General features: G+C 71.9%; 18 protein-coding genes and 2 pseudogenes. 8 read left to right on the forward strand and 12 right to left on the reverse strand.

From position 1 onward, the window contains the following. Positions 1-401, forward strand: a pseudogene (locus tag FGF04_RS40675) (hypothetical protein); the annotation flags it as partial. 124 nt (positions 402-525) lie between these two features. Here FGF04_RS40675 and FGF04_RS25130 read toward each other — a convergent pair. After that, positions 526-1,458, reverse strand: a complete 933-nt coding sequence (locus tag FGF04_RS25130) for an arabinan endo-1,5-alpha-L-arabinosidase (RefSeq protein ID WP_235882515.1) — start codon at positions 1,456-1,458, stop codon at positions 526-528. Positions 1,459-1,802: 344 nt separating this feature from the next. Between FGF04_RS25130 and FGF04_RS25135 the strand changes: the two genes are divergently transcribed. Beyond that, complete coding sequence (locus tag FGF04_RS25135; RefSeq protein WP_149513523.1) at positions 1,803-2,549, forward strand: intradiol ring-cleavage dioxygenase; 747 nt, start codon at positions 1,803-1,805, stop codon at positions 2,547-2,549. A gap of 72 nt (positions 2,550-2,621) precedes the next feature. Here FGF04_RS25135 and FGF04_RS41250 read toward each other — a convergent pair whose 3' ends face one another. Then, positions 2,622-2,915 (reverse strand): hypothetical protein, encoded by a 294-nt coding sequence (locus FGF04_RS41250; RefSeq protein ID WP_235882480.1) that lies wholly within the window; start codon positions 2,913-2,915, stop codon positions 2,622-2,624. 103 nt (positions 2,916-3,018) lie between these two features. Between FGF04_RS41250 and FGF04_RS25145 the strand changes: the two genes are divergently transcribed. From FGF04_RS25145 to FGF04_RS25155, 3 genes are all read left to right on the forward strand, one after another. Next, entirely contained in the window at positions 3,019-3,924 is a 906-nt protein-coding gene (locus FGF04_RS25145; RefSeq protein ID WP_149513524.1) for a LysR family transcriptional regulator, read from the forward strand. Between the two features lie 69 nt (positions 3,925-3,993). Next, positions 3,994-5,541 (forward strand): helix-turn-helix domain-containing protein, encoded by a 1,548-nt coding sequence (locus FGF04_RS25150; RefSeq protein ID WP_235882481.1) that lies wholly within the window; start codon positions 3,994-3,996, stop codon positions 5,539-5,541. A 209-nt stretch (positions 5,542-5,750) separates the two neighbouring features. Next, on the forward strand, positions 5,751-7,277 hold the full coding sequence (locus FGF04_RS25155) for an NHL domain-containing protein (RefSeq protein ID WP_149513525.1): 1,527 nt from the start codon (positions 5,751-5,753) through the stop codon (positions 7,275-7,277). Between the two features lie 58 nt (positions 7,278-7,335). On the opposite strand, the pseudogene FGF04_RS41255 reads toward FGF04_RS25155, so the two are convergent. Then, a pseudogene (locus FGF04_RS41255) lies at positions 7,336-7,809 on the reverse strand (hypothetical protein); the annotation flags it as partial. Positions 7,810-7,852: 43 nt separating this feature from the next. After that, on the reverse strand, positions 7,853-8,947 hold the full coding sequence (locus tag FGF04_RS25165) for a flagellar basal body L-ring protein FlgH (RefSeq protein WP_149513526.1): 1,095 nt from the start codon (positions 8,945-8,947) through the stop codon (positions 7,853-7,855). Positions 8,948-9,248: 301 nt separating this feature from the next. Between FGF04_RS25165 and FGF04_RS25170 the strand changes: the two genes are divergently transcribed. Both FGF04_RS25170 and FGF04_RS25175 read left to right on the forward strand, forming a co-directional pair. Further along, positions 9,249-10,001 carry a hypothetical protein gene (locus FGF04_RS25170; protein ID WP_149513527.1) on the forward strand — a complete coding sequence of 251 codons (753 nt, stop codon included), beginning with the start codon at positions 9,249-9,251 and terminating at the stop codon, positions 9,999-10,001. 50 nt (positions 10,002-10,051) lie between these two features. Continuing rightward, positions 10,052-11,926 (forward strand): FG-GAP-like repeat-containing protein, encoded by a 1,875-nt coding sequence (locus FGF04_RS25175; protein ID WP_149513528.1) that lies wholly within the window; start codon positions 10,052-10,054, stop codon positions 11,924-11,926. 48 nt (positions 11,927-11,974) lie between these two features. Here the strand turns inward: FGF04_RS25175 and arfA are convergent, their stop codons facing one another. The 8 genes from arfA to FGF04_RS40195 form a co-directional block, all read right to left on the reverse strand. After that, positions 11,975-13,495 (reverse strand): arabinosylfuranosidase ArfA, encoded by a 1,521-nt coding sequence (gene arfA / locus FGF04_RS25180; RefSeq protein ID WP_149513529.1) that lies wholly within the window; start codon positions 13,493-13,495, stop codon positions 11,975-11,977. 113 nt (positions 13,496-13,608) lie between these two features. Continuing rightward, positions 13,609-14,529: a carbohydrate ABC transporter permease gene (locus FGF04_RS25185; protein WP_235882482.1), complete on the reverse strand. Its 921-nt coding sequence runs from the start codon at positions 14,527-14,529 to the stop codon at positions 13,609-13,611. Next, the gene (locus tag FGF04_RS25190) at positions 14,526-15,467 is read right to left on the reverse strand and encodes a carbohydrate ABC transporter permease (RefSeq protein ID WP_149513530.1); all 942 of its coding nucleotides are present in this window, start codon (positions 15,465-15,467) and stop codon (positions 14,526-14,528) included. The genes FGF04_RS25185 and FGF04_RS25190 overlap by 4 nt, the downstream gene beginning before the upstream one ends. Next, positions 15,464-16,822 carry an extracellular solute-binding protein gene (locus FGF04_RS25195; RefSeq protein WP_149513531.1) on the reverse strand — a complete coding sequence of 453 codons (1,359 nt, stop codon included), beginning with the start codon at positions 16,820-16,822 and terminating at the stop codon, positions 15,464-15,466. Before FGF04_RS25195 ends, FGF04_RS25190 begins: the two co-directional genes overlap by 4 nt. A 231-nt stretch (positions 16,823-17,053) precedes the next feature. Continuing rightward, entirely contained in the window at positions 17,054-17,986 is a 933-nt protein-coding gene (locus FGF04_RS25200) for an SMP-30/gluconolactonase/LRE family protein (RefSeq protein WP_149513532.1), read from the reverse strand. Then, positions 17,983-18,756 carry an IclR family transcriptional regulator gene (locus tag FGF04_RS25205; protein ID WP_149513533.1) on the reverse strand — a complete coding sequence of 258 codons (774 nt, stop codon included), beginning with the start codon at positions 18,754-18,756 and terminating at the stop codon, positions 17,983-17,985. The genes FGF04_RS25200 and FGF04_RS25205 overlap by 4 nt, the downstream gene beginning before the upstream one ends. 161 nt (positions 18,757-18,917) lie before the next feature. Then, positions 18,918-20,159 carry a helix-turn-helix domain-containing protein gene (locus tag FGF04_RS25210; protein WP_149513534.1) on the reverse strand — a complete coding sequence of 414 codons (1,242 nt, stop codon included), beginning with the start codon at positions 20,157-20,159 and terminating at the stop codon, positions 18,918-18,920. Between the two features lie 2 nt (positions 20,160-20,161). Further along, entirely contained in the window at positions 20,162-20,314 is a 153-nt protein-coding gene (locus tag FGF04_RS40195; protein WP_188114211.1) for a hypothetical protein, read from the reverse strand. Between the two features lie 230 nt (positions 20,315-20,544). On the opposite strand from FGF04_RS40195, the gene FGF04_RS25215 reads away from it, so the two are divergent. Next, complete coding sequence (locus FGF04_RS25215) at positions 20,545-21,522, forward strand: DUF3068 domain-containing protein (protein WP_149513535.1); 978 nt, start codon at positions 20,545-20,547, stop codon at positions 21,520-21,522. Positions 21,523-21,732: the final 210 nt, after the last annotated feature.

The following is a 21,732-nucleotide window of genomic DNA, read 5'->3' on the forward strand; positions in this document are numbered from 1 at the left end:
AGCCGCAGCCGCTCACCGCGGGGGTGGGGGCGATGGCAGGGTCGATGGCGGGCCAGCCGGGGTTGCAGCAGCCGCCCCAGCTGGTGCCGCAGCCCGTGCCGGCGCCTCAGCCGGTTCCGCAGCCGGTGCCGGTTCCGCAGCCGGTGCCGGTTCCGCAGCCGGTCGCCGCCGCCGCTGTCGCTCCCGCGAACGGGATGGTCGGGCAGCCGCAGCCGATGACGGCCGCGCAGGCCCGTGGCACGACGGGGATGCCGGGCGGGCTGACCGCGGTGGCCGCGCCGGGGCATCCGCAGGGGTTCCCGCCACCGCCGCCGCCCCAGCCGGCCGGGGGGTGGCCGAACACGCCGACCCCCTCCGGCACGAACTGGCCTGCGGCCGGCGGGTCGGGCCGGGTCGGCTGACCCGGTCCCTGGCGCGACCCCGGCTCACCGCCGGTGGGGGCTGACCTCAACGATTGCGCAGTTCCCCGCGCCCCTGAGGTTTTCAGGGGCGCGGGGAACTGCGCAGTCTTTTAGGGGCGCCGGGTCAGTAGGCGACCGGCCACCCGCTGGTCCAGTTCAAGAGGTTGATGCCGAGCTTCGGGGTGCCGTTGTCCTGGCCGTCGTAGTAGTGGTAGACGATCAGGTCACCGTCGACGTCCGCCATGATCGACTGCCCGCCGGGCCCGATGTACCGCCCGTGCGACTCCAGCACGGGCGTCCCGCCGTTGTTCATCAGGGAGACCCCGTTCCTGTCGTGGTACGGCCCGGTGACACTCGTGGCCCGCCCGACCTTGACCTTGTACGTGGAGGCGGTCCCGGCGCAGCAGGTGTCGTACGACGCGAACAGGTAGTAGTAGCCGCCCCGTTTGACGATGTACGGCGCCTCCACCGCCTTGGTGCCGGTCGGACGGGACGCGATCGAGTGGCGCGTGGTGTCCGACGAGAGCTGCTTGCCGGTCGACGGGTCGAGCCGGATCATCTTCAGCCCGGTCCACCAACTCCCGAAGGAGAGCCACCACTTGCCGTCGCCGTCGACGAAGAGGTTCGGGTCGATGGCGTTGTAGTCGCTGGACGTGGTGGAGGTGTAGACCGTCCCGCGGTCGGTCCAGGAGCCCGGCAGCCCGGTCGCCGAGGCAGCCAGCCCGATGGCCGACCTGTTCGAGCCGAAGGTCGAGACGGCGTAGTACATCAGGTACGTGCCGCCCTGGTACGAGATGTCGGGCGCCCACGCCTCGGTCGCGTACGACGACCACCAGCCGGGCTTGGTGCCGAAGGCGTCGGCACCCGCGCCGAAGGCGATCCGGTCGGTCGACGTCCGGTACCCGAGGCCGCCGCCGGTGGCGTACAGCAGGTACCGGCCGGACGAGGAACGGATCATCGTCGGGTCGTGGACGACGGTCGAGCCGGTGACGGTGCCGGGGTTCGGGTACGCCGAGGCGGTGGTGGGGACGAGGGCGAGCAGGACGGCGGCGGGCAGGGCGAGGAGCGTCGTCCTGCGGGCCGTACGGCGGGACTTCCGGCCGGGGACGCCGGAGACACTGCCGGTGCTGGAGGTGCGGTTCACGCGGTTCCTCCTGGCGTGGGGGGCGAGTGGGGGGATTCAGGGATGCCGTGCGTTCGGCATCGCGAACAGTGACCCTTACCTCGAACGGGAACGTAGGATCGAACCCCTTGCGCGTCAACGGTTCGCGCAGCCCCCCGCGCCCCGGCAGATGTCGAAAGTTTTTCGGCGTCACGACTGACGCACAAGACACTTGACGCCCCGTCACTTTGCCCGACGTACAGCACTCCGACAGCTTCCGCCCCTACGGTGCCGTGTCCATGACAGACAAAGCGATCGGACGACGAACCCTGCTCCTCGCCACGGGCGCCACTGCGGCGACACTGACCGTGGGCGCCGCGGTCCAGGACTCCCCCACCGCCGCCGACCAGGTCCCGGCAGCCGCCGCGGCCGTCTGCACCCTCACGAAGGAGATGACCGAAGGCCCCTACTACCTCGACGGACAGCTGGTCCGCGCCGACATCCACGAGGACAAGACCGGCATCCCGCTGAAGCTCACACTCACCGTCGTCGACGACGACACCTGCGCCCCGCTCGCGAACGCGCTGGTGGAGCTCTGGCACTGCGACGCCCTCGGCGAGTACAGCGGGTTCGTCGGCGGGAACGGGCACGACGAGCCGGACAACGGCACGTTCCTGCGCGGCGGGGTCCTGACGGGCCCCGACGGCGTCGCGCGGATCACCAGCGTCTATCCCGGGTGGTACCGGGGCCGCTGCGTCCACATCCACGTCAAGGTGCACACCGGCGTCACGCTGACCGCCGACGGCTCCTTCGAGGGCGGCCGGGAGCTGCACACCGGGCAGCTGTTCTTCGACGAGACGGTCACCGCGCGAGTGGGGGCGCTGCCCGTGTACGCGGCCAACACCGTGCCGCGCACGACGCTCGCGCAGGACGGCATCTACGACGACGGAGGCGCGACGTCCGGCCTCCTGACCCTGACGCCACTGGGCACTTCGCCGAGCACGGGGTACGCGGGCGCCTTGACCCTCGGCATCGAGACGAGCTGACGGGCCGACCGTCCGGGATTCACCTGCGGGCCGGTGGGGGCTGGTCGCGCAGTTCCCCGCGCCCCTAGGTTTTCAGGGGCGCGGGGAACTGCGCGGGTGACCCCCACCGGCCCGCAGCGACGACTCGGCCGAACCCCCGCGGCCGCGGCCGCGACTGCGGCTCAGGACGCGCACCCCCCGCGCGTCCACCACCCGCACCTGCAGCGACCCGCACGCGCACCGGGTCCAGACCGTCTGCCCGCCCGCCGTGCCGTGCCGGGACACCACCTGGAAGGGCTCGGCCCGGTCCGGCCACCCGCAGTACGGGCACGCCCCGGCGGCGGGCGTAGGCGTAGGCGTGGGCGAGGGACGTGCCGTGCCGGACATCTGCGACTCCTGACGCGATCGGGGCCTGGTGGTTCCAGGGTGCGACCCGCGATCCTGTGCGTCCAGGTTGACTTTCCGGACGCGACCTTGAAGCGTGGGCTTCATGATTGACCTGCGCCGGCTCCACGTCCTGCGGGCCGTCGAGCACTACGGCACGGTGACCGCCGCCGCCCGCGCCCTGCACCTGACGACCTCCGCCGCCTCGCAACAGGTCCGCGGGCTCGCCCGGGAGCTCGGGGTCGACCTGCTGGAACCGCAGGGGCGCGGCGTCCGGCTGACCCCCGCCGCGCGGAGCCTGCTCGCGCACGCCGACGCCATCCAGGCCCGCTGGGACCAGGCGGAGCTCGACCTGCGGGCCGACCACGACGACCCGGCCGGACTGCTGCGGGTGAGCGGCGTCCCGACGGCCGCCTCGGTGCTCCTGGCCCCGATGGCGGCCCGGCTGCGCGAACGCCACCCCCGGCTCTCCGTGCGGATCCAGGAGGCGGCCGTCCTGGAGGGCTTCGACCTGCTCTTCGAGGGCAGGGCCGACCTCTCCATCGTGGAGGTGACCCCGCGCAACCCGCCGCCCGGCGACGCCAGGTTCGACCAGCGGCCGCTGCTGGACGACCCGTTCGACCTGGTCGTGCCCGACACGCACCGGCTCGCGGGACGCGACCGGATCGACCTCGCGGAGGCCGCGCGCGAGGACTGGATCGCGCCGGTCGCGGACAGCCCCTGCCGCCCGCACGTGCTCTCCGCGTGCGGCGCCGCGGGCTTCACCCCCGATGTCGTCCACCTGGCGCTGGACTGGAACGTCATGGCCCACCTCGTCGCGCACGGCCTCGGGGTCGCGCTCGTCCCCCGGCTCGCCCCGCTCCCTCCCCACCTGCCGCTCACCCGCGTACGGTGCACCGGCGACCCGCACCGCAAGCTCCTCACCTGCACCAGGGCCGGCGGCCACGAACGCCCCGCCGTCGCGGCGGCGCTCGACGAACTGCGGGAACTGGCGCGTACGGCGGTGGCGTGAACGTCACCGGGGGGCGCATTAGGGTCTTCTGTCGGACCATGGGTACGCGGCTGGGGAAGGCGAGTGGCGGTGGGAGCACGGGGACACACGGACGGCATCGGCATCGGCTTCGACGCCGGCGTCGACGGGCTGATGCGGCTCGTACGGCGGCAGGGCACCCCGGCGCAGGTGCTGGAGTGGCTCGGCCGGCGGACCGGGGCGCACCTCGCCTGGATCGGCCGCACCGGCGCGGTCGAGGCGGCCACGGCCGGCTTCCCCCGGCAGGCGGCGGGCGCGCTGACGGAACAGGTGGAGCGCCTGGCGGGCGGGCGGCTGGCCGCCGCCACGACCCGGCTCGGTGAGCTGGAGGTACGCCTCGAAGCGTTCGGCGGGCAGGAGCCGCGGCCGGTGCTGGTGACCGCCAGCGCCTCGCCGCTGCCGCGGGAGGCGGCGGCCCTGACCTCGCAGGCCGGCGGTCTCGTCGACCTGCTGACCCGGGCGTCCGAGGCCGAGGGCGCCACGCACGGCTACGAGGCGAAGGCGGCGCAGCTGCGGTTCGCGGTGCTGACCGCGCTGCTGGCCGGGGACGTCACCATGGCGCGCCGGATGACCACCGGCGACGTACCGCCGCTGCTGGACGCGCAGCGCGTACGGGTCCACCTCCTGCACTGCCCGCCCGCCGACCGCGACCGGCTGACCAGGACCTACCTCGATCCGTCGGGCTACCACGGCCCGGGGCTGATGGTGAACTGCCCGGTGTTCCGGGAGCAGTTGATCTGCCCCGTCGCCGAGGACCCGGAGCTGGGCGGGCGCTTCCGGCAGGGGGAGGTGCTGCGCCGGCTCGTCGCGGAGAACCCCGCGTACGCGCTGGGCGTCAGCCGGCCCCATCCGCTCGCCGCCACGGGTGCGGCCTACGGCGAGGCCGTGCACGCCCTCGCCGTCGCCCGCAACTCCCCCGGCCGGCTGGCCGCTTACCGGGGACGGCCCTCGCTGGTGCACGTCCTGCCGCACCGGCCGGCCCTCGCCTGGGCGCGCGCCCACCTGGAGCCCTTGCAGGAGGTCCCCCAGTCCACCGTGGACGTCGTCCGGCTGGCCGTGACGTTCTCCCGGTCCGGGGTGGCCCGGCTGCTGCACCTGAGCCGCACCACCGTCACGGCGCACTGCCGGCGCGCGGAGGAGGCGCTGGGCATCGACCTCGGCGAGGTCCGCACCCGTGCCACGCTCGACCTGGCCCTGTCCCTCACCGCGTTGCAGCCCGATCCCGCCGACACCGGCCGGCCGGCGGTCTCGCCACAGCTCGGCGAACTGATGCGCTCCGCCCCCGCCACGGCATGGGCGGAGCCCTTCCTGCGCCCGCTGCGCGACACCCGGCAGCGCGACCTGTACCGGACCGTGGAGGCCTGGATCGACGCCAACACCGATGCGCAGCGCACGGCCGCGCGGGTGGGCCTGAGCCGCAACACGGTCCGCGCGCACCTGCGCGCCGCCGAGCGCCTCCTCAACCGGGACCTGCTGACGACCGGTTCGGGCATCCACGACGTCGTGCACGCCCTGCGCGCGGCGGGTGGGCAGCGTGCACACCCGGCGGCCGAATCTGGTCGGCGTGCACGGTGGTCCCCGGCGGACGTCGCCTCCTAACGTGCCCAGTACGCGGCGAATGGCCCACGGGGGAGGTCATTCGCCGCGGTCTTCTTCCCGTGGCGCGGCCTGAGTTGAGGCCGTATCTCGTCGGTGCACCGTGCAAACCACCCTGGAGTGGACTAGCCAACCCCGACGCCGTTGTGACTTTCTGGAGTCAGCCGACAACCGTCCGTGAGGGACGGCCGGTGAACGGTGAAGGGACGACGATGAGCACTCCTCAGGCGGCGGCCACGGGCGACGCGGACTCCGCTCCTCCGATCAGTACGGTCGCAGGGACCGGGACCGCGGGGTCCAAGGGGGACGGCGAGCCCGCCGTCGCCGCCCAGTTGAACCGTCCGTACGGGGTCGCGGTGGACGGCACCGGCACCCTCTATTTCTCCGACTACAACAACCACCGGGTCCGGAAGATCACGACGGACGGCAAGGTCAGCACGGTCGCCGGAACCGGGGCCGCGGGCTACCGGGGCGACAACGGCCCCGCCCTGTCGGCCCAGTTGAACTGTCCACGCGAAGTGGCGGTGGACGGCGCGGGCGCCGTCTACGTCACCGATGCCGGCAACCACCGGGTACGGAAGATCGCAACCGACGGGACCATCACCACGGTTGCGGGGACCGGGGTCGCGGGATTCAGCGGTGACGGCGGCCTCGCCACCGCCGCCCGGCTGAACTACCCGCTGGGGGTGGTGGTGGACAGCAGCGGCACCCTCTACCTCTCCGACCACACCAACAACCGGATCCGGAAGGTCACCACCGACGGGACCATCACCACGATCGCGGGAACCGGGGCCACGGGATTCAAGGGAGATGACGGTCCGGCCGTTCAGGCCCAGCTGAACCGCCCGTACGCGGTGGCGGTGGACAGTGCGGGCACCCTGTACATCACCGACGGCAACAACCACCGGGTCCGGAAGATCACCACCGACGGGACCATCACCACGGTTGCCGGAACGGGCGTGGCGGGTTTCGGCGGCGACGACGGCCCGGCGACCGCGGCGCGGCTGAACCTCCCCCTGGGAGTGGCGATCGACAGCACCGGCACCCTTTACGTCTCCGAATACAACAACCACCGGGTCAGGAAGATCACCACTGACGGGACCATCACCACGGTTGCGGGAACGGGCACCGCGGGTTTCGGCGGCGACGACGGCCCGGCAGCCGCGGCCCAACTGCGCAACCCGTTCGGACTCGCCGTGGACTGCGTGGACACCCTCTACATCGCCGACCACCTCAACAACCGGATCCGGAAGATCGCTTCGGCGAAACTGGCCGGGCTGCCCGACTCCGGCACGGTGGTCTCCTGGGCCAACGTCCGCAGCAGGCTGCGGATCGGGGTGGTGCGCGAGTCCACCAAGGACGGGGCCGAGGTCCACCAGTCCCTCGCCGTCCCCCGGGACCACCAGCGGTGGCGGCTGATCGCGTCGGGCCAGGCCGACGGCGACGTCCTGTACCGGATCGAGAACGTGCGCAGCGGCAAGGTCCTGGAGGTCGCCGGGGCGCAGGAGAGGGCGGGGGCGGTGATCGCGCAGCGCGCCTACGAGGGCGGCGACGCCCATCACCAGCAGTGGCGGCTGATCCCGGCGGGCCCGGTGACCGACACCCCGCGGGCGTACGAGATCGCGAACCGGAACAGCGGTCTGCTGCTGCGGGTCGCCACCAACGCCCGGACGGTGATCGAGCAGCACGGGTCGGAGGGTGACCACCGGGGCCGGCAGTGGCAGCTGCTTCCTGTGTGACGCGCCGGGGCGGGCCGGGGCGGCTTCGCCCCCGCCCCCCCCCAAACGCCCGACTCGCCTTGGGCGCCTTGGGGGCTTCCGGCGCCTTGGGCGCCTCCGGGGTCTTGGGAGGCTTGGAGAAGTCGCTCTTACTCGGCCTGCCCTCCAGGTCCTCGTCCTTCTGCAGGCCGCCGTGCCCCTCCACTGTCGCGCTCGCCTGCTGCATGCCCGCGGACGCCGCTCCGGACACCGAGCCGGGGTCCCGGGCGTACTGGGCCTGCGCGCCGGCCGATGCCTGGGTGGCCTGGATGAAGGAGCCGAGGAACCCCAGGACGACCCGCGCCTCGGGTGACTGCTCCTGCACGGTCTTCGCGCGGAAGGAGGCGCCGTGGATCGCGTTGCTGAACAGGCTGGTGCTCGTGTCGTCGTACGTGTCGTCGTCGGCGTCCTCGAAGTCGACGTCCTCGCCGAAGCGGGGCTTCGTGCCGTCGGTGGTCACGGAGAAGAGCCCCGCGCCCCGGCCCGCGGAGTTGAAGATGTTGTCGAACACCATGGTCGTCACCTCTGGTCGTCGTCGTGGCGGCGGTGCCGCGCGGTCAGGGCTTCTTGTGCAGGGTCTGTTCGCTGACGGCCAGGCTCTCGCCGTCGAGCATCGTGTGGTGCACGTCGAGGGCGGAAACGACCTCGGCCAGTCCCAGCATGCGGAAGTCGCCGGGCGTCAGGTCGATGTCGCCGATGTCGCGGGCGACCAGCGGGCTGAGGCCGGGGTAGTCCCCGGACTGCGGCGGGGACAGGACCGCCACCGGAACGGCGTACTGCACCGCGATCAGTCCGGAGAAGGTCACCGGGATCTCGTAGGTGTACTGCTTGCGGGTGCGCCGCTGCGTGACCAGGGTCTCCACCCGCGAGTTCGGCGGGACCTTGCCGGAGATCTGCGACTTCGAGGCCCAGCTGGTGTTCAGGGAGCCGCCGACGGTGGCGGCGACGCCCAGGGCCAGCTGAGCGTTGAGCGACGCGTTGCCGGTCGCGGAGCCCGTGGTCGTGAACCCCACCGAGTTCGTCATCGTGTTCGCCAAGGAGGCCGTCGCGGAGCCGCTCGCGGACATCTCGGTGGTGTTGGCGTTGTCGACCCCCATGTTGTCCTTGCTGTTCTTGTTGGTCGCCGTGTTCGCGTTCTTGTTCGCGGCCCCGACCTGGCACGACGCCGCGAGTTGCGACTGCAGATCCAGGCGGAGCTGGTTCTGCAGCTGAAGCTGGAGCGAGGCGCCGACACTGCCGCCGAAGGTGAGCTTGGTGTCCCCGCTCAGCGACCACGTGACCCCGTTCGACACGGAGAAATCGACCGAGTCCGTGAAGGTCATCTCGGACTGGCTGCGATTGACGTAGGAGCGCGAGGAGAAGGATTCGGGCGGCGGCTGGCCGATTCCTCCGCGCACCTCGATCAGCGGCTCCCCGAGATTCATGTAGGCGAGCCAGCCCTGCTGGAACGCGCTTCCCGAGAACGTGCCGAAACTCGACTTGTTCACGGAGAACCCCACGGGCTTGTGCTGCGCGCCGTAGTCGTCGACGTAGAGAAGGTTGGGGTGGTCCAGGATGGACTGCCAGGCCTGCCCGATGCCCAGTTCCCACAGGTTCTTCTTGGTCAGCGGCCGGCGCCGGGCATCTACCGGGTTGTACGCGTTGGAAGGCATTTCCTGTCCTCAACTGATCGCGGGCGAACCGTGCTCGAAAAAGAGCAGAAGGAAACATGCGCACGTTCCAGTAATCGAAGCTAGCACGGCCACAATTCGTCAGGAAGAGCGCCTCCGCACATCACGCTCATTCGAGTGATAAAGGGTCCGGGGGCATTCCTGAATCAACAGGGAAAGCGCTAACTTGAAGTGCCGTGAATTACGGACACGGTCATCCCTGCGCTTTTCGAGCGGCTCCCGTCATTTCATCCAGCATCTGACGCATTGTTCTTCTACATCCAGAACAGGTGAGGTTTCCGCGATGTACACCCAAGAACGCACGACGATGTCGAATCTGGTGGTCGGCGGACCGGTGGCGGTGAACAGCTACGACAACGCGATCGTGGCGACGCTGCTGGAGAACCGGCCGGTCATGCTCGTCCACGCCTTCAACGGCGGCTACCTGCGGCCCGTCGAGCTGAAGCAGGAGAGCCACGACAAGGGCGTCAAGCTCGCCACCGCGCTGGACCCGGCCACCAAGGAGGCACAGGGCCACCTCTGGTACGTCACCCCGGCCGGCTTCTTCGGACAGCGGCCGCTGTACGTCATCGAGAGCGCCGCGGGCCAGGTGTCGCCCCCGCCGGCCGGCTCGGGCACCGCCACCGCCACTGCCACGGCCACTGGTGGGCGCGGCGACGAGGGACGCGGTGACGACGGTGCGCCCAAGCCGCAGCGCCGGCGCATCACCGTCCACCAGGAGGCTCCCAAGAGCACGGCCGACACCGTCCAGGTCGGCCTCCCCGACAAGGTGGGCGACAAGTGGCGCGGGAAGAACGGGGCGCCGGAGGACACCCAGCTCTGGGTCGTCACGGTGACCCCGTGGGGCGGGATCACGTTCGTGCCGATCACCCACCCCGACGCCATCCTCGGGTTCAAGGACCACGCGGTGACGGCCGACAGCGAGGTGCGCCTCACCTACAACTGGGGCGGGGACTTCACCGGGACGGTCATCAACACGTTCTACCCACGGCTGCCCAACGAGTGGAACGTGCCGTACCACCACGTCTTCACGTGAGCCGCGTCCGTCCCGAGTCCGCACCCGCCCCGCCTGGAGGAGGCACCACGATGCCCGTGCCCACGGAAGAACTCACACTGGAGATCGTCAACGCCGCCACGGGGAGGTCCCTCGGCGCCAGGGCGGCGCCGGGCACGGACGGGGCGCTCGTCGTCCGCGACGTCCCCGCCGGCGGCCCGGACCCGGAGCGGTGGCGGTTCACCCCGGTGCAGCCCGCGCAGGAGGACGGGGCCTGCGTGATCCGCAACGCGGTGAGCGGCAAGGTGCTCGACAACCCCGGCGCCGCGGACCGGGGCGTCCGCCAGGGGGACGCCGCCGCCGGGAAGAAGAGCCAGCAGTGGCGCGTCGTCCCCGTCGAGGGGGAAGCGGGCCTCTACTTCATCGAGGAGGCGGCCGCGGGCACCGTCCTCGACCTCGCCGACCCCGGCGGCTCGGGCGGTCCCGGCTCCGGCTCCGGTCCCGCCTCCGGTGAGACCGAGACCCGGGTCGTCCTGAGCGAGTACGACGACGCCTCGCAGAGCCAGCGGTGGCGCTTGATCCCCGCCGACCCCGAGCGCACCAGCGACCTCGTACTGCGCTTCGCGGCGCTGGACCACTGGAACGGCCGCCGGTCCTGGCGGCTGACCCGTTCGCCCGCGCTGCGGCCGGTCCCCGACGCGACGCCCTCCTTCAGCGACCTGCTGCTGGTCGCCGAGCGGTTCGGCAGCGACCAGGACGCCGGCGGGTGGAAGAGCGACGGGGCCGACCGTGCCCGCGGCGGGCAGCCCGGCCGGTGGGCCGGGCTCGGTGAGCGGTTCCTCGCCGACACCTCGGGCACGGGGCGGACCGACATCGTGGCGCTGAAACCCGCGAAGGGGGCCGTGACGTCGGCCGGCAGGGGCGACGGGACGTTCGAGGACGAGGAACGCGTCCTGCAGCGGCCCGCGCCCTCCCCGAGCCCCGCGGACCTGTGGGCCCTCGCGGACACGACGGGCGACGGCAGGCCCGACGTCGTCGTGCTGGCCGCCGACGGCGTCCGGGTCTCCTCCCGGGCCGAGGACGGGACGTTCGCGCCCGCGGGCGGCCAACCGGCCCTCAAGGCGTTCGGCCACGGCCCGCAGGCCGGCGGCTGGCTCGCCGACCGGCACCCGCGCTTCCTCGCCGACACCACCGGCGACGGCAGGCTCGACCTCGTCGGCTGCCACGAGGACGGGGTGTGGATCTCGCTCCAGGACGAGGAGGGGAAGTTCGCGCCGCTCGCCGACGAACCGGCCCTCAAGGCGTTCGGCCACGGCGAGGAGGCCGGCGGCTGGCTCGCCGACCGGCACCCCCGTTTCCTCGCCGACACCACCGGCGACGGCAGGCTCGACCTCGTCGGCTGCCACGAGGACGGGGTATGGGTCTCGCTCCAGGACGAGGAAGGAGAATTCGCCGAACCCCTGTACGTCCTGGACGAGTTCGGGGTCGACCAGGGGTGGGGTTCGGCCGAGGAGCATCCCCGTTTCCTGGCCGCGACCACCGGTGACGGAACGGCGGACCTCGTGGGCTTCGGCCCGCAGGGCGTCGTCGTCGCCCGCGGGCGCGGCGACGGCACGTTCGAGCCCTCGAAGCTCGTCCTGAACGACTTCGGGCGCGCCCAGGGGTGGACGAGCGCGAAGCACCTCCGGCACCTCGCCGACGTGACCGGCGACGGCACGCCGGACGTCGTCGGCTTCGGCGACGAGGGTGTCTGGGTGGCGCACAACCGGGGCGACGGGACGTACGAGCAGGCCCAGTTGGTGTGCCGGGGGTTCGGGTACGGCGAGGACGCGGGCGCCTGGCGGGTCGACCGCCATCCCCGCTTCCTCGCCGACGTCACCGGCGACGGACGCGTCGACCTCGTCGGCTTCGGCGGCCCGGGGGTGTACGTGGCCCGCAACCTCTTCCGCCGCTTCAGGACCCGCTGACCCCGGCGCGCCCCTGCGGTCCCTGCGGTCTCCGCCGTCCCTGCCGGGTCAGGCCAGTCTGATCACGTTCCAGGACAGCGGCTCCAGGGTGGCGGTGAGTGTGCCGTCCTGGAGCGTCGTCCCCGTCACGTCGTGCGGAAGAACCCGGTCCGGCTCGTCGAGGGTGTTGCGGGCGTCCGGGTCGGCGTCCGCCAGGGCGCTGTGCTCCACGACGGCGGTCAGGCCGAGGGAACCGAGCGTCACCTCCAGCGGCAGCACGCCGGCGCGGTCGCGGTTGACGGCGAAGACGGTCACCGAGCCGTCCTCGCCGCGCACCGCGGTGGCGTGCAGCAGGTCCGTCTCGCCGTACTTCGCCGTCCCGTACGTCGGTGAGTCCACGCGTACGTCGAGGACCCGGCCCCGCCCGTACCGCGAGGCCTGCGCGAACGGGAAGAAGGTCGTCTGGCGCCAGGCCGGGCCGCCCGGCTCGGTCATGATCGGCGCGATGACGTTGACGAGCTGGGCCAGGCACGCCACGGCCACCCGGTCCGCGTGCCGCAGCAGCGCGATCAGCAGCGAGCCGAGGACGACGGCGTCGGTGACGCTGTAGTTGTCCTCCAGGAGACGCGGCGCCTCCGGCCAGTCGTCCTGCGCGAACGTCGTCGCCCGCTCCTGCCAGCGGGAGAGGTACCAGACGTTCCACTCGTCGAAGGAGAGGTCGATCCTCTTCTTCGACTTCAGCCGCGCGCCGACGTGGTCGCAGGTCGCGACCACGTTCTCGATGAAGGACTCCATGTCGACGGCGGAGGCGAGGAAGGAGTCGACGTCGCCGTCGAGCGGTTCGTAGTACGCGTGCAGGGAGATGTGGTCGACGACGTCGTACGCCTCCTCCAGGACCGTCGCCTCCCACGCGGCGAAGGTCTCCATCGACTGTCCGGAGGAGCCGCAGGCGACGAGTTCCACGCCGGGGTCCTGCTGGCGCATGGCGCGGGCGGTCTCGGCGGCGAGCCTGCCGTACTCCCGGGCGGTCTTGTGGCCGGTCTGCCAGGGGCCGTCCATCTCGTTGCCCAGGCACCACAGCCGGATGCCGAAGGGGTCCTTGTCGCCGTGGGCGGCGCGGAGGTCCGACAGGGCGGTGCCCGAGGGGTGGTTGGCGTACTCCTGGAGCTCCAGGGCCTCGGCGACGCCCCGCGTGCCGAGGTTGAGGGCCATCATGGGTTCGGCCTGCGGGCCGAGCTTCCGCAGGAAGGCGATGTACTCGGAGAAGCCGAAGCGGTTCGTCTCCGTGGAGTGCCAGGCCAGGTCGAGGCGGCGGGGGCGGTCCTCGGCGGGGCCGACCGAGTCCTCCCACTTGTAGCCGGAGACGAAGTTGCCGCCGGGATAGCGGATGGTGGTGACGCCGAGTTCCCGTACCAGGTCCAGGACGTCCTGGCGCAGGCCCGCCGCGTCGGCGGTGGGGTGGCCGGGCTCGTGGGTGCCCGTGTGGACGCAGCGGCCGAGGTGTTCCACGAACGAGCCGAAGAGGCGGGGGCTGACCTCGCCGATCGTGAAGGCGGGGTCCAGGGTGAAGCGGGCCGTGTCTTTGCGCATGGGTGCCGGTTTCGCCTTTCGGGTGGGGTGGCTTGTGTGCGTCGGCGGGTGCGGGKGCGGTGTGGCTGGTCGCGCAGTTCCCCGCGCCCCTAAAAGGCCGCCCTTGAAGGGGCTTACTGGCCGGCCAGGCCCGTGTGGGTCACTCCTGTCACTATCTGGCGTTGGAAGAAGACGAAGACGACGATCAGGGGGAGGCCCGCCATCAGGCCGCCGGCCATCAGCTGGGCCCACTGGATGCCGTACGAGTTCATGACGGTCGCGATGCCGTTCGGCATGGTCATCAGGTCGGGGTCGCTGGTCACCATGTACGGCCACAGGAAGTTGTTCCAGGACGCGATGAAGGTGAAGATGCCGACCGCCGCGAGGGAGGGCCGGGACAGCGGGAGCACGATGGTGAAGAAGACCCGCCAGCGGCCCGCGCCGTCGATGAAGGCGGCCTCCTCCAGTTCGCGCGTGATGCCCTGGAAGAACTTGTAGAGGATGTAGACCATCGCGGCGGGCGCGCACTGCGGCAGGATCATGCCCCAGTAGGTGTCGACCATCCCCATCTGCTGGACGGTGGTGAAGAGCGGGACGCCGAGGACGGCCGGGGAGACCATCAGCCCGGTCATCACCAGGCCCAGCAGCGGCTTCCTGCCGCGGAACTCGGTGCGGGCGAAACCGTATCCGGCGAGTGCGCCGACGGTGAGGACCACGAACGTCACGCACACCGAGACCACCAGCGAGTTCACGAACCAGTTGGTGATGTTGCCGGTCTCGAAGATCGCCGACCACGCCTGGGCCGTCCACTCCCGCGGCAGCCAGTGCGGCGGCACCTCGACCGCCTCGGTCTCCGACTTGAGCGAGGTGAACAGGGCCCAGGCCAGCGGCGCGAGGAACACCGCGGAGACGGCGGCGCCGAGGAGGGTGAGCACGATCTGGCCGGGCGTCCAGGGGCGGCGGGCGGTGCGTCCCGTGGCCCTGCGGGCCGTGCCGCGGACCGTCTCGCGGGCCGTGCCGTCGGCCGTGGTGCGGGGCTGTGCGGCGGTGCTCATCGGCCGCCCTCCTCACGGTTGCGCAGCAGCCACATCCGCGCGAGGGCGACGGCGGCGATGATCACGAAGAAGATGACGGAGATCGCGGAGGCGTAGCCGACGCGGTAGCTGGTGAAGCCCTCTTCGAGGGTGTACTGAACGAAGGTGCGCGTGGAGCCCTCCGGGCCCGGCAGGAAGTCCGTCATCACCACGGCCTGGTCGAAGACCTGGAGCGAGGCGAGGACCTGCAGGGCGAGGACGAGGCCGGTGATGTGGCGCAGCATCGGCAGGGTGATGCGGACCGTGCGGTGCCAGGCGTTGGCGCCGTCCAGCTCGGCGGCCTCGTAGAGGTGCGCGGGGATGCCCTGGAGGGCCGCGAGGTAGAGCAGGAAGCTGAAGCCGACCGTCCACCACAGGGTGCAGATGACGACGGCGAGCATCGCGTACGACTTGTCGTTCAGCCAGGCCGTCTCGATGCCGAAGACGTGGTTGACCATGCCGGTGCCGGGGTTGAACAGCCACTGCCACAGGTTGGCGGCGACGGTGGACGGCAGCAGGAACGGGGCGAAGAAGCACAGCCGCCACAGCCATGTGACGCGCTCGATGTGGTGGGCCAGCATCGCGAGGAGGAAGGCGAGCACGGTGATGCAGGGCACCACCAGCAGCGTGAAGTAGGCGCTGTGGCCCAGGGATTCCCACACCAGCGGGTCGTCGAACGCCTCGCGGTAGTTGTCGAGGCCGATGAAGTGCGTGGCGTCGCCGGAGATGTTGGCGTCCGTGAAACTGAGGTGGACGCCGCGCAGCAGCGGCCAGACCACGAACAGCGCGAACAGCACGAGGAACGGGGCGACGAACCAGCCGCCGTGCTGGAAGCCCTGCCTGCGGCGGACGGTGGCGGTGCCGGTCGCGGTCCTCGCGCGCACCGGGGCGACGACGGTCCGTGCGTCGGTCGTCGTCATGCGACCGCACCTCCCTGCGCGGCGGTCCTGCCGTCCATGGGGTTCTTCGAGGCGAGCAGTTCGGTGAGGGTCCTCCTCATGCCGCGGGCGGCGGCGTCCGGCCTGGCGGAGCCCACGGTGGCGGAGACGACGACCGGGCCGACGCGCTGGGCGAGGATGCCGGTGGACCCGGCGAACCACACCTTCGGCTCGGTGGCCTGGTGGTCCATGGCCGAGACGTACTCGTTCTGCGGCTCCAGCTTCCGGTACGCGGCCGTGGCGAGGGTCGGCGTGTGGGCGGGGATGTGGCCGCCGGCCGCCCACAGCGCGGCATGCCGGACGATGTAGGCGGCGAGCCGGTGCGCGCCCTCGTCGGCGGCTCCGCCGCGGCCGGCCTGGTGGGGCAGCACGAAGGAGTGCGACTCGGCGTGGGTGGCCTGCTTCCCGAAGACGGGCGGCAGCGGGGTGGCCCCGTACTCGATCCCCGCGCCGTCGAAGACGGGCACCGACCAGTTGCCCTCCCAGACGAACGGGCCGCCGTTGACGAACTGTTCGGCGCCCGCGCCGCCCGCGAAGGCCGGGTCGGCGTACCCGTCGGTGACGTGGCGGCGCAGGAACTCCAGTACCCGGGTGGCCTTGTCGGTGTCGAAGGTGACCTCGGTGCGGGCGTCGTCGAACCAGGTGCCGCCGAGCTGGGTGTAGAAGGCGACGAAGAACCACCACTGGAAGTTCTGGTCGCTGGACCACATCCCGATGGTCTGCAGCCCCTTCCTGGTGGCCGCCTTGGCCTCCTTGAGCACGTCGAACCACGTGTCGACCGAGGTCACGGGCACCATGCGGCCGTCGTCGCCGAGCAGGCCCGCCCGCTTCAGCACGTCCTTGCGGTAGAAGCAGAGCTGGACGTGGATGTCGAGCGGGAGGGCGTAGAGCTCGCCGCCGATGACGGCGCGCTTCCACAGCTCGGGGCTGAAGTCCGCCTCCCGGACCCCGTACTTCGCGAGCAGGCCGACGTCCCAGGGGTCCAGGAGCCGGCCGGGCGAGAAGCCGGTGACGCGGCCCAGGTGCATGACGCCGAGGTCGGGTGCGCGGCTGCCCGCCGCCGCCATGGCCAGTTTGGTGTAGAAGGGGCTGCCCCACTGGAGGGTGGAGTCCTTCACCTCGATGTCCGGGTGCGCCTTCCGGAAGGCGTCCAGCATCGCGATCATGTTGTAGCCGTCGCCGCCGCTGAAGAGGTTCCAGTAGCGCACGCGGGTGTCCGCGCCGGAGGCGAGTGCGTCCGCCCCGGTGCCGAGTGCGGCGAATCCGAGGCTTCCCGCGACCGTCAGCCCGCTCAGTCCCGCCAGGAGTTGCCTGCGATCCAGGCCAGGTCGTCCCATGCCCTGCCCATCCGTTCGAGAGGTCCGTCCGAGGTGTCTCTGTTCCGGGTGTCTCTGTCCGGCTGTCTCTGTGCCGGGTGTCTCTGTTCGAGATTTCGGTGAGCGCTCGTAACTTCGAACGGACCGTAGATAGGAAGCGCTTACTAGTCAATGGTTCGCGCAAAAACAGCGGCCCCCGTCCGGATCCGGACGGGGGCCGCTGGGTGCGGTGCGAAGGAGCTCGCGGGGCTGTCAGCCCGCGAACGGGGGCAGGGGCAGGCCCTTGCCCGCGCCGGGGACGACGAGCAGTGAGCCGGCGAGCGGGTGCGGTGCCTCCAGGCCCGTGCGGGCCGTGGTGATGTAGAGGTCGGTCAGGTCGGCGCCGCCGAACGCGCAGGCCGTGACGCGCGGCACGGGCAGCTCGACGACGTGGTCCAGGACGCCGGAGGGGGTGTAGCGGCGGACCGCCCCGCCGTCCCAGAAGGCGACCCAGACACAGCCCTCGGCGTCGACGGTGAGCCCGTCGGGGTAGCCGTCGCCTTCCTCGACGGTCACCAGCGGCCGCCGCCCGGTGGCCTGCCGTCCGTCGAAGTCGAAGACGTCGATCCGTCGCGTCGGGGTGTCGATGTAGTACATGAGGCGGCCGTCGGGGCTCCAGCCCGTCCCGTTGCTCACGGTCACGTCGTCGAGGACGGTGGTGACCGTCCCGTCCGGCGCGATCCGGGAGAGCGAGCCGCCGCCCGGCGCCTCGTCGTAGCGCATCGTCCCGGCCCACAGGGCACCGTCGGGCGCGACCGCCGCGTCGTTGGCGCGGCGGCCGGGGACGGGCTCGCGGTGCAGCCAACGGAACCCGGCCGACCCGGCGGAGCCGGCCGGGCCGTCCGGGCTGGCCGGACCGCCCGGGTCCGCCGTCGGCTCCGGCGCCGGCGCCGGCGCCGGGTCGTAGAGGCCCACCCCGTCGCGCAGGTTGACCACCAGGCCGCCGCCCGCCCGCGGCTTGGCGGCGCCCACGTGCTGCTCGGTGGCCAGCACGGTGCGCCGGCCGGAGACCGGTTCGTAGGTGAAGACCCGGGAGCCGAGGATGTCGAGCCAGATCAGCCTCCCGCCCTCGGCGTCCCAGGTGGGGCCCTCGCCGAGCGCGGCCTCCGCCCGCACGGCCACGTCGTACGCGTGCGCGCGTGTCATGCCACGCTCCGGTGGCCGAGCCGCTCCGACAGTTCGGCCGCGCCCTTGGCGGCGAGCTGCTCCAGCTCGGCCCGGCGGTCCTCGCTCCAGCGGATCATCGGCACGGAGATGGAGAGCGCGGCCACGACCTGGCCCGTGCGGTCGCGCACCGGCGCGGCGACGCAGCTGACGTCGGGGTTCGACTCACGGCTCTCCACCGCGACGCCGCGGGCGCGGATCTCGTCCAGCGCCTCGCGCAGGGCGGCCGGCTCGGTGATGCTGTTCGGCGTCATCCGGATCAGGTCGGCGTCGTCGGGGATCCGCGAGGCCAGCTCGGGCGCGGACAGCGAGGCGAGCAGCATCTTGCCCACGGAGGTGCAGTGCGCGGGAAGGCGGCGGCCGGCGGCGGACACCATGCGCACGGCGTGCGTGGAGTCGACCTTGGCGATGTAGATGACGTCCGTGCCTTCGAGGATCGCCACGTGCACGGTCTCGTCGCAGGTCTCCGCGACGGAGCGGGCGACCTGCTGCCCCTCGGCGGCCAGGTCCAGCTGCTCGGCGTAGCGGCTGCCGAGCTGGTACGGCCGCACACCGAGCCGGTAGCGTCCGGGCTGACCCGGTACGGGCGTGATGTACGAGCGGGCCGCGAGCGTCGTCACCAGCTCGTGCACGGTGGTGCGCGGCAGCTGGAGCCGGCGCACGATGTCGGGGGCGGAGAGCGTGCCGTCCCCGTCCAGGAAGAGTTCGAGTATGTCGAGAGCCCTGGTTACGGCAGGCACGAGACGTCCCACAACTGGCCCCCTCCCTTGTGTTCGAAATTTCAACAGCCGATCGGCATAGCGAACACAGGCTACTCACACGGGTGAGGGACGGGCAATAAGTGGGGCAGGCGGCGTCCTGGCGGCCCGCCCGCCGAGGTGCCGTAAACGGACGGGTGGGCGGGGAAGGCATGTCAGCGCCGGCCCCGGGGATCACCCAGCTCCCCCCGCAACCGCTGGGCCCGCAGCACCAGCTCCAGCTCGAAGCGCCGGTCCGGATCGTCCACCTCGTCCCCCCACAGCTCCCTGATCTGCCGGAGGCGATACCGCACGGTCTGCGGATGGACCCCCAACCGCGCCGCCACCTCCGGGGCCCCGCCCCGCGTCTCCAGCCAGGCCAGCATCGTCTCGGCGAGCCGCCGCCCGTGCGTGGGACCGCAGTGGGCGAGCGGCTCCAGGCACCGCAGGGCCAGGTCGTCGATCAGCTCCTCGGGCTGCAGCAGGACCAGCGCCTCGGTGTGCTCGGTGCAGTACAGCACCTCGCCCGCGGGCAGCAGCCCCCGCTCCATCAGCCGTACCGCCGCCTCCGCCCAGCGCAGCGACTTCGCCGCGTCGGCCAGCGGCACGGGCGGCCCGATCGCGCCGGCCCACCCCGTCAGCGCCCGGTGCAGCAGCTCGGGGCGCCCGGCGGCGCCGGGTTCGGGCACGACCATGCGGGGCTGCTCGTACTCCATGTCCAGCAGGACGCCCTGGCCGACCGCCGGGGCCACGGCCTCGCGGGCCGGCCGCAGCAGCACGCCGACCGCGACCCTGCCGGGCAGCGGCCACCCGATCCGCGCGGCCCGCTCCGCGAGCGCCCCGGCCGGGTCGTCCCGGTGGTGCTCGGCGAGCAGCAGCTCCATCAGCCCGCGCTGCAGCCGCAACCGCTCCCCCGCCTGCCGGGCGGCGGCCTCCGCGTAACCGCGTACGGACTGGTCGACGAGCCCGTCCAGGTACTCGTAACCGGCGTCGACCAGCTCGTACATCGCGGGCGGCGGGATCTCCACGCGCTGCCCGATCTCGGCGAACCGGCGCCAGGCGAGCCGGACGCCGAGCCGGTAGATCGCCTGGAGCGCGTCGAGGCTGCGGCCGCCGAGGCCCTCGCCGCGGCCGAACTCCTGGAAGACCTCGGGGTGCACGCGCGGCCGGCCCTCGGCGGTCTCCAGGTGCTGGACGAACACCTCGATGGCCCGCCTGATCCCGATCAGCGCCATCGGCTCGCCGGAGTCGTCGAGCACCACGGGCAGGTGCGGGTACTCGTGCCGGATCTCCTGGAGGATCTCCTGGGCGAGGACGGGCGCCTCGGCCATCGCGAGCGCGGCGAACTGCCGTACCTGCGGCGACGGCACGTCGTGCCAGGCCGAGCGCACGGTGACGGGTCCCGGTCGGAGCACCATGGTCAGCGCTCCCGGCCGGCCGTCTCGTAGGTGATGAGCGGCGTGTTCGGCTGGTCGGGGGTCGCGTCGAGCAGCGCGACGAGGCCGAGGGCGGTGCCCACGGCGAGCACGGCGGCGGCCGCCACGGTCAGCAGGACGGCGAGCAGTCTGGGCATCGCGGGTCAGCCTCTCTGTCGAGGTCACTCCCACCCTGGCGCTGCGCCGGGAACACTCCCGACGTGACCGGTCCCGTCCGGTCCCGTCCGGCAAGTCCTCAGTGTCGACAACGCATTGACACTTCGTCAAGGGTGCGCCTACGGTTCCCGGCCCATACCGCACCTGCACCCTGCCCCACCGTGCCGGCCCCTGTCCGCGCCGTGTCACCACGAGCCCTTGGAGTGCCCGGATGCGCCGTACCGCCACACCCTTCTCCCTGGTCATACTGGGTCTGGGCGTCTTCCTGCTCGTCCTGGCCCCGCTGCTCGCGTGGTACGTCGAGCCACGCGCCCAGCGCACCCCCACCGACGTCGACACCACGACCGTCTTCACCGGCACGGGAAGTTATTTCGACACCGACGAGGTCGAGACCGTCCGGGGCAAGAAGATCACCATCACCCGGCACGCCCGCGGCGACGTCGCCGACAGCGAGCGCAGCGGCCGGGCGGTCTGGGACGTGTCCACCACCGTCGACACCGACGCGTCGCTGCCCGCGGCCGACCCGCACGACGCGCTCCAGTGGACCCTGGAGCGCTGGGTGACCGACCGGAGGACGAACAAGCCCGTCCACTGCTGCGAGGAGAAGCCCTACTTCGAGGGCGAGGCGTACCTCAAGTTCCCCTTCGACGTGCAGGAACGCTCCTACATCTGGTGGGACAACACGCTCGGCTCGACCGTCACGCTGGCGTACCGGGGCAAGAAGCGGATCCAGGGGTACGAGGGCCTGCGGTTCACCGGCACCGTGCCCCCGGCCAAGACCGGCACCCGGCTCGTACCGGGCGCGATCGTGGGCGTGGAGGACGCCGGCCAGGTGCTCGCCGAGGAGTGGTACTCCAACCACGGCATCGAGCTGGTCGCCGATCAGCGCACGGGCCGGATCATCTACGCGGCGATCGGGCCGCGCAAGACGCTGCGGGCGCCCGGCGGGAAGAAGGACGCCGTCGTCCTGCTCGACAGCAAGCGGATCGCGTTCACCCCGAAGACCCAGAGGGAGCAGGTGGACCTGGCCGAGACCGACAGCTCACTGCTGCGCACGGTGGGGCGCACGGTGCCACTGGGTGCCGGAATCGCCGGATTCGTCCTGGTCGCCGTAGGGACCGTTCTGGTCATCCGCGGGCGTACGCGTCCCGATGCGCCCGAGAGCTCCCAGCCGACGCTCACGATGTGATGGCACGTCAGCTGCACAAAGCCCCGAAATTGTCACTTCGGTGAGTAGCCGCATCGAAGCAGCGGGCTAAAACTGTCCACCCCACCGAAAGTCCCGAAAGCCCGAAAACCCGGAAGTCCCGGCAGAACGGCACCACCGGCCGGCCCCACCGACCGGTTCCACCCTCCCGCACGAAGCCCCACCGAACGCACCGAACGCACCGGCCCGACC

It is taken from the genome of Streptomyces apricus (assembly GCF_008369065.1).
GTDB lineage: Bacteria > Actinomycetota > Actinomycetes > Streptomycetales > Streptomycetaceae > Streptomyces > Streptomyces apricus.

What these genes read in the sequence shown, in the direction of transcription:
- FGF04_RS25135 (WP_149513523.1), top strand. Translation starts at nt 1,803, where the DNA reads ATGACAGACAAAGCGATCGGACGACGAACCCTGCTCCTCGCCACGGGC.
- FGF04_RS41250 (WP_235882480.1), bottom strand. Translation starts at nt 2,915, where the DNA reads ATGTCCGGCACGGCACGTCCCTCGCCCACGCCTACGCCTACGCCCGCC.
- FGF04_RS25145 (WP_149513524.1), top strand. Translation starts at nt 3,019, where the DNA reads ATGATTGACCTGCGCCGGCTCCACGTCCTGCGGGCCGTCGAGCACTAC.
- FGF04_RS25155 (WP_149513525.1), top strand. Translation starts at nt 5,751, where the DNA reads ATGAGCACTCCTCAGGCGGCGGCCACGGGCGACGCGGACTCCGCTCCT.
- FGF04_RS25165 (WP_149513526.1), bottom strand. Translation starts at nt 8,947, where the DNA reads ATGCCTTCCAACGCGTACAACCCGGTAGATGCCCGGCGCCGGCCGCTG.
- FGF04_RS25170 (WP_149513527.1), top strand. Translation starts at nt 9,249, where the DNA reads ATGTACACCCAAGAACGCACGACGATGTCGAATCTGGTGGTCGGCGGA.
- FGF04_RS25175 (WP_149513528.1), top strand. Translation starts at nt 10,052, where the DNA reads ATGCCCGTGCCCACGGAAGAACTCACACTGGAGATCGTCAACGCCGCC.
- arfA (WP_149513529.1), bottom strand. Translation starts at nt 13,495, where the DNA reads ATGCGCAAAGACACGGCCCGCTTCACCCTGGACCCCGCCTTCACGATC.
- FGF04_RS25185 (WP_235882482.1), bottom strand. Translation starts at nt 14,529, where the DNA reads ATGAGCACCGCCGCACAGCCCCGCACCACGGCCGACGGCACGGCCCGC.
- FGF04_RS25190 (WP_149513530.1), bottom strand. Translation starts at nt 15,467, where the DNA reads ATGACGACGACCGACGCACGGACCGTCGTCGCCCCGGTGCGCGCGAGG.
- FGF04_RS25195 (WP_149513531.1), bottom strand. Translation starts at nt 16,822, where the DNA reads ATGGGACGACCTGGCCTGGATCGCAGGCAACTCCTGGCGGGACTGAGC.
- FGF04_RS25200 (WP_149513532.1), bottom strand. Translation starts at nt 17,986, where the DNA reads ATGACACGCGCGCACGCGTACGACGTGGCCGTGCGGGCGGAGGCCGCG.
- FGF04_RS25210 (WP_149513534.1), bottom strand. Translation starts at nt 20,159, where the DNA reads ATGGTGCTCCGACCGGGACCCGTCACCGTGCGCTCGGCCTGGCACGAC.
- FGF04_RS40195 (WP_188114211.1), bottom strand. Translation starts at nt 20,314, where the DNA reads ATGCCCAGACTGCTCGCCGTCCTGCTGACCGTGGCGGCCGCCGCCGTG.
- FGF04_RS25215 (WP_149513535.1), top strand. Translation starts at nt 20,545, where the DNA reads ATGCGCCGTACCGCCACACCCTTCTCCCTGGTCATACTGGGTCTGGGC.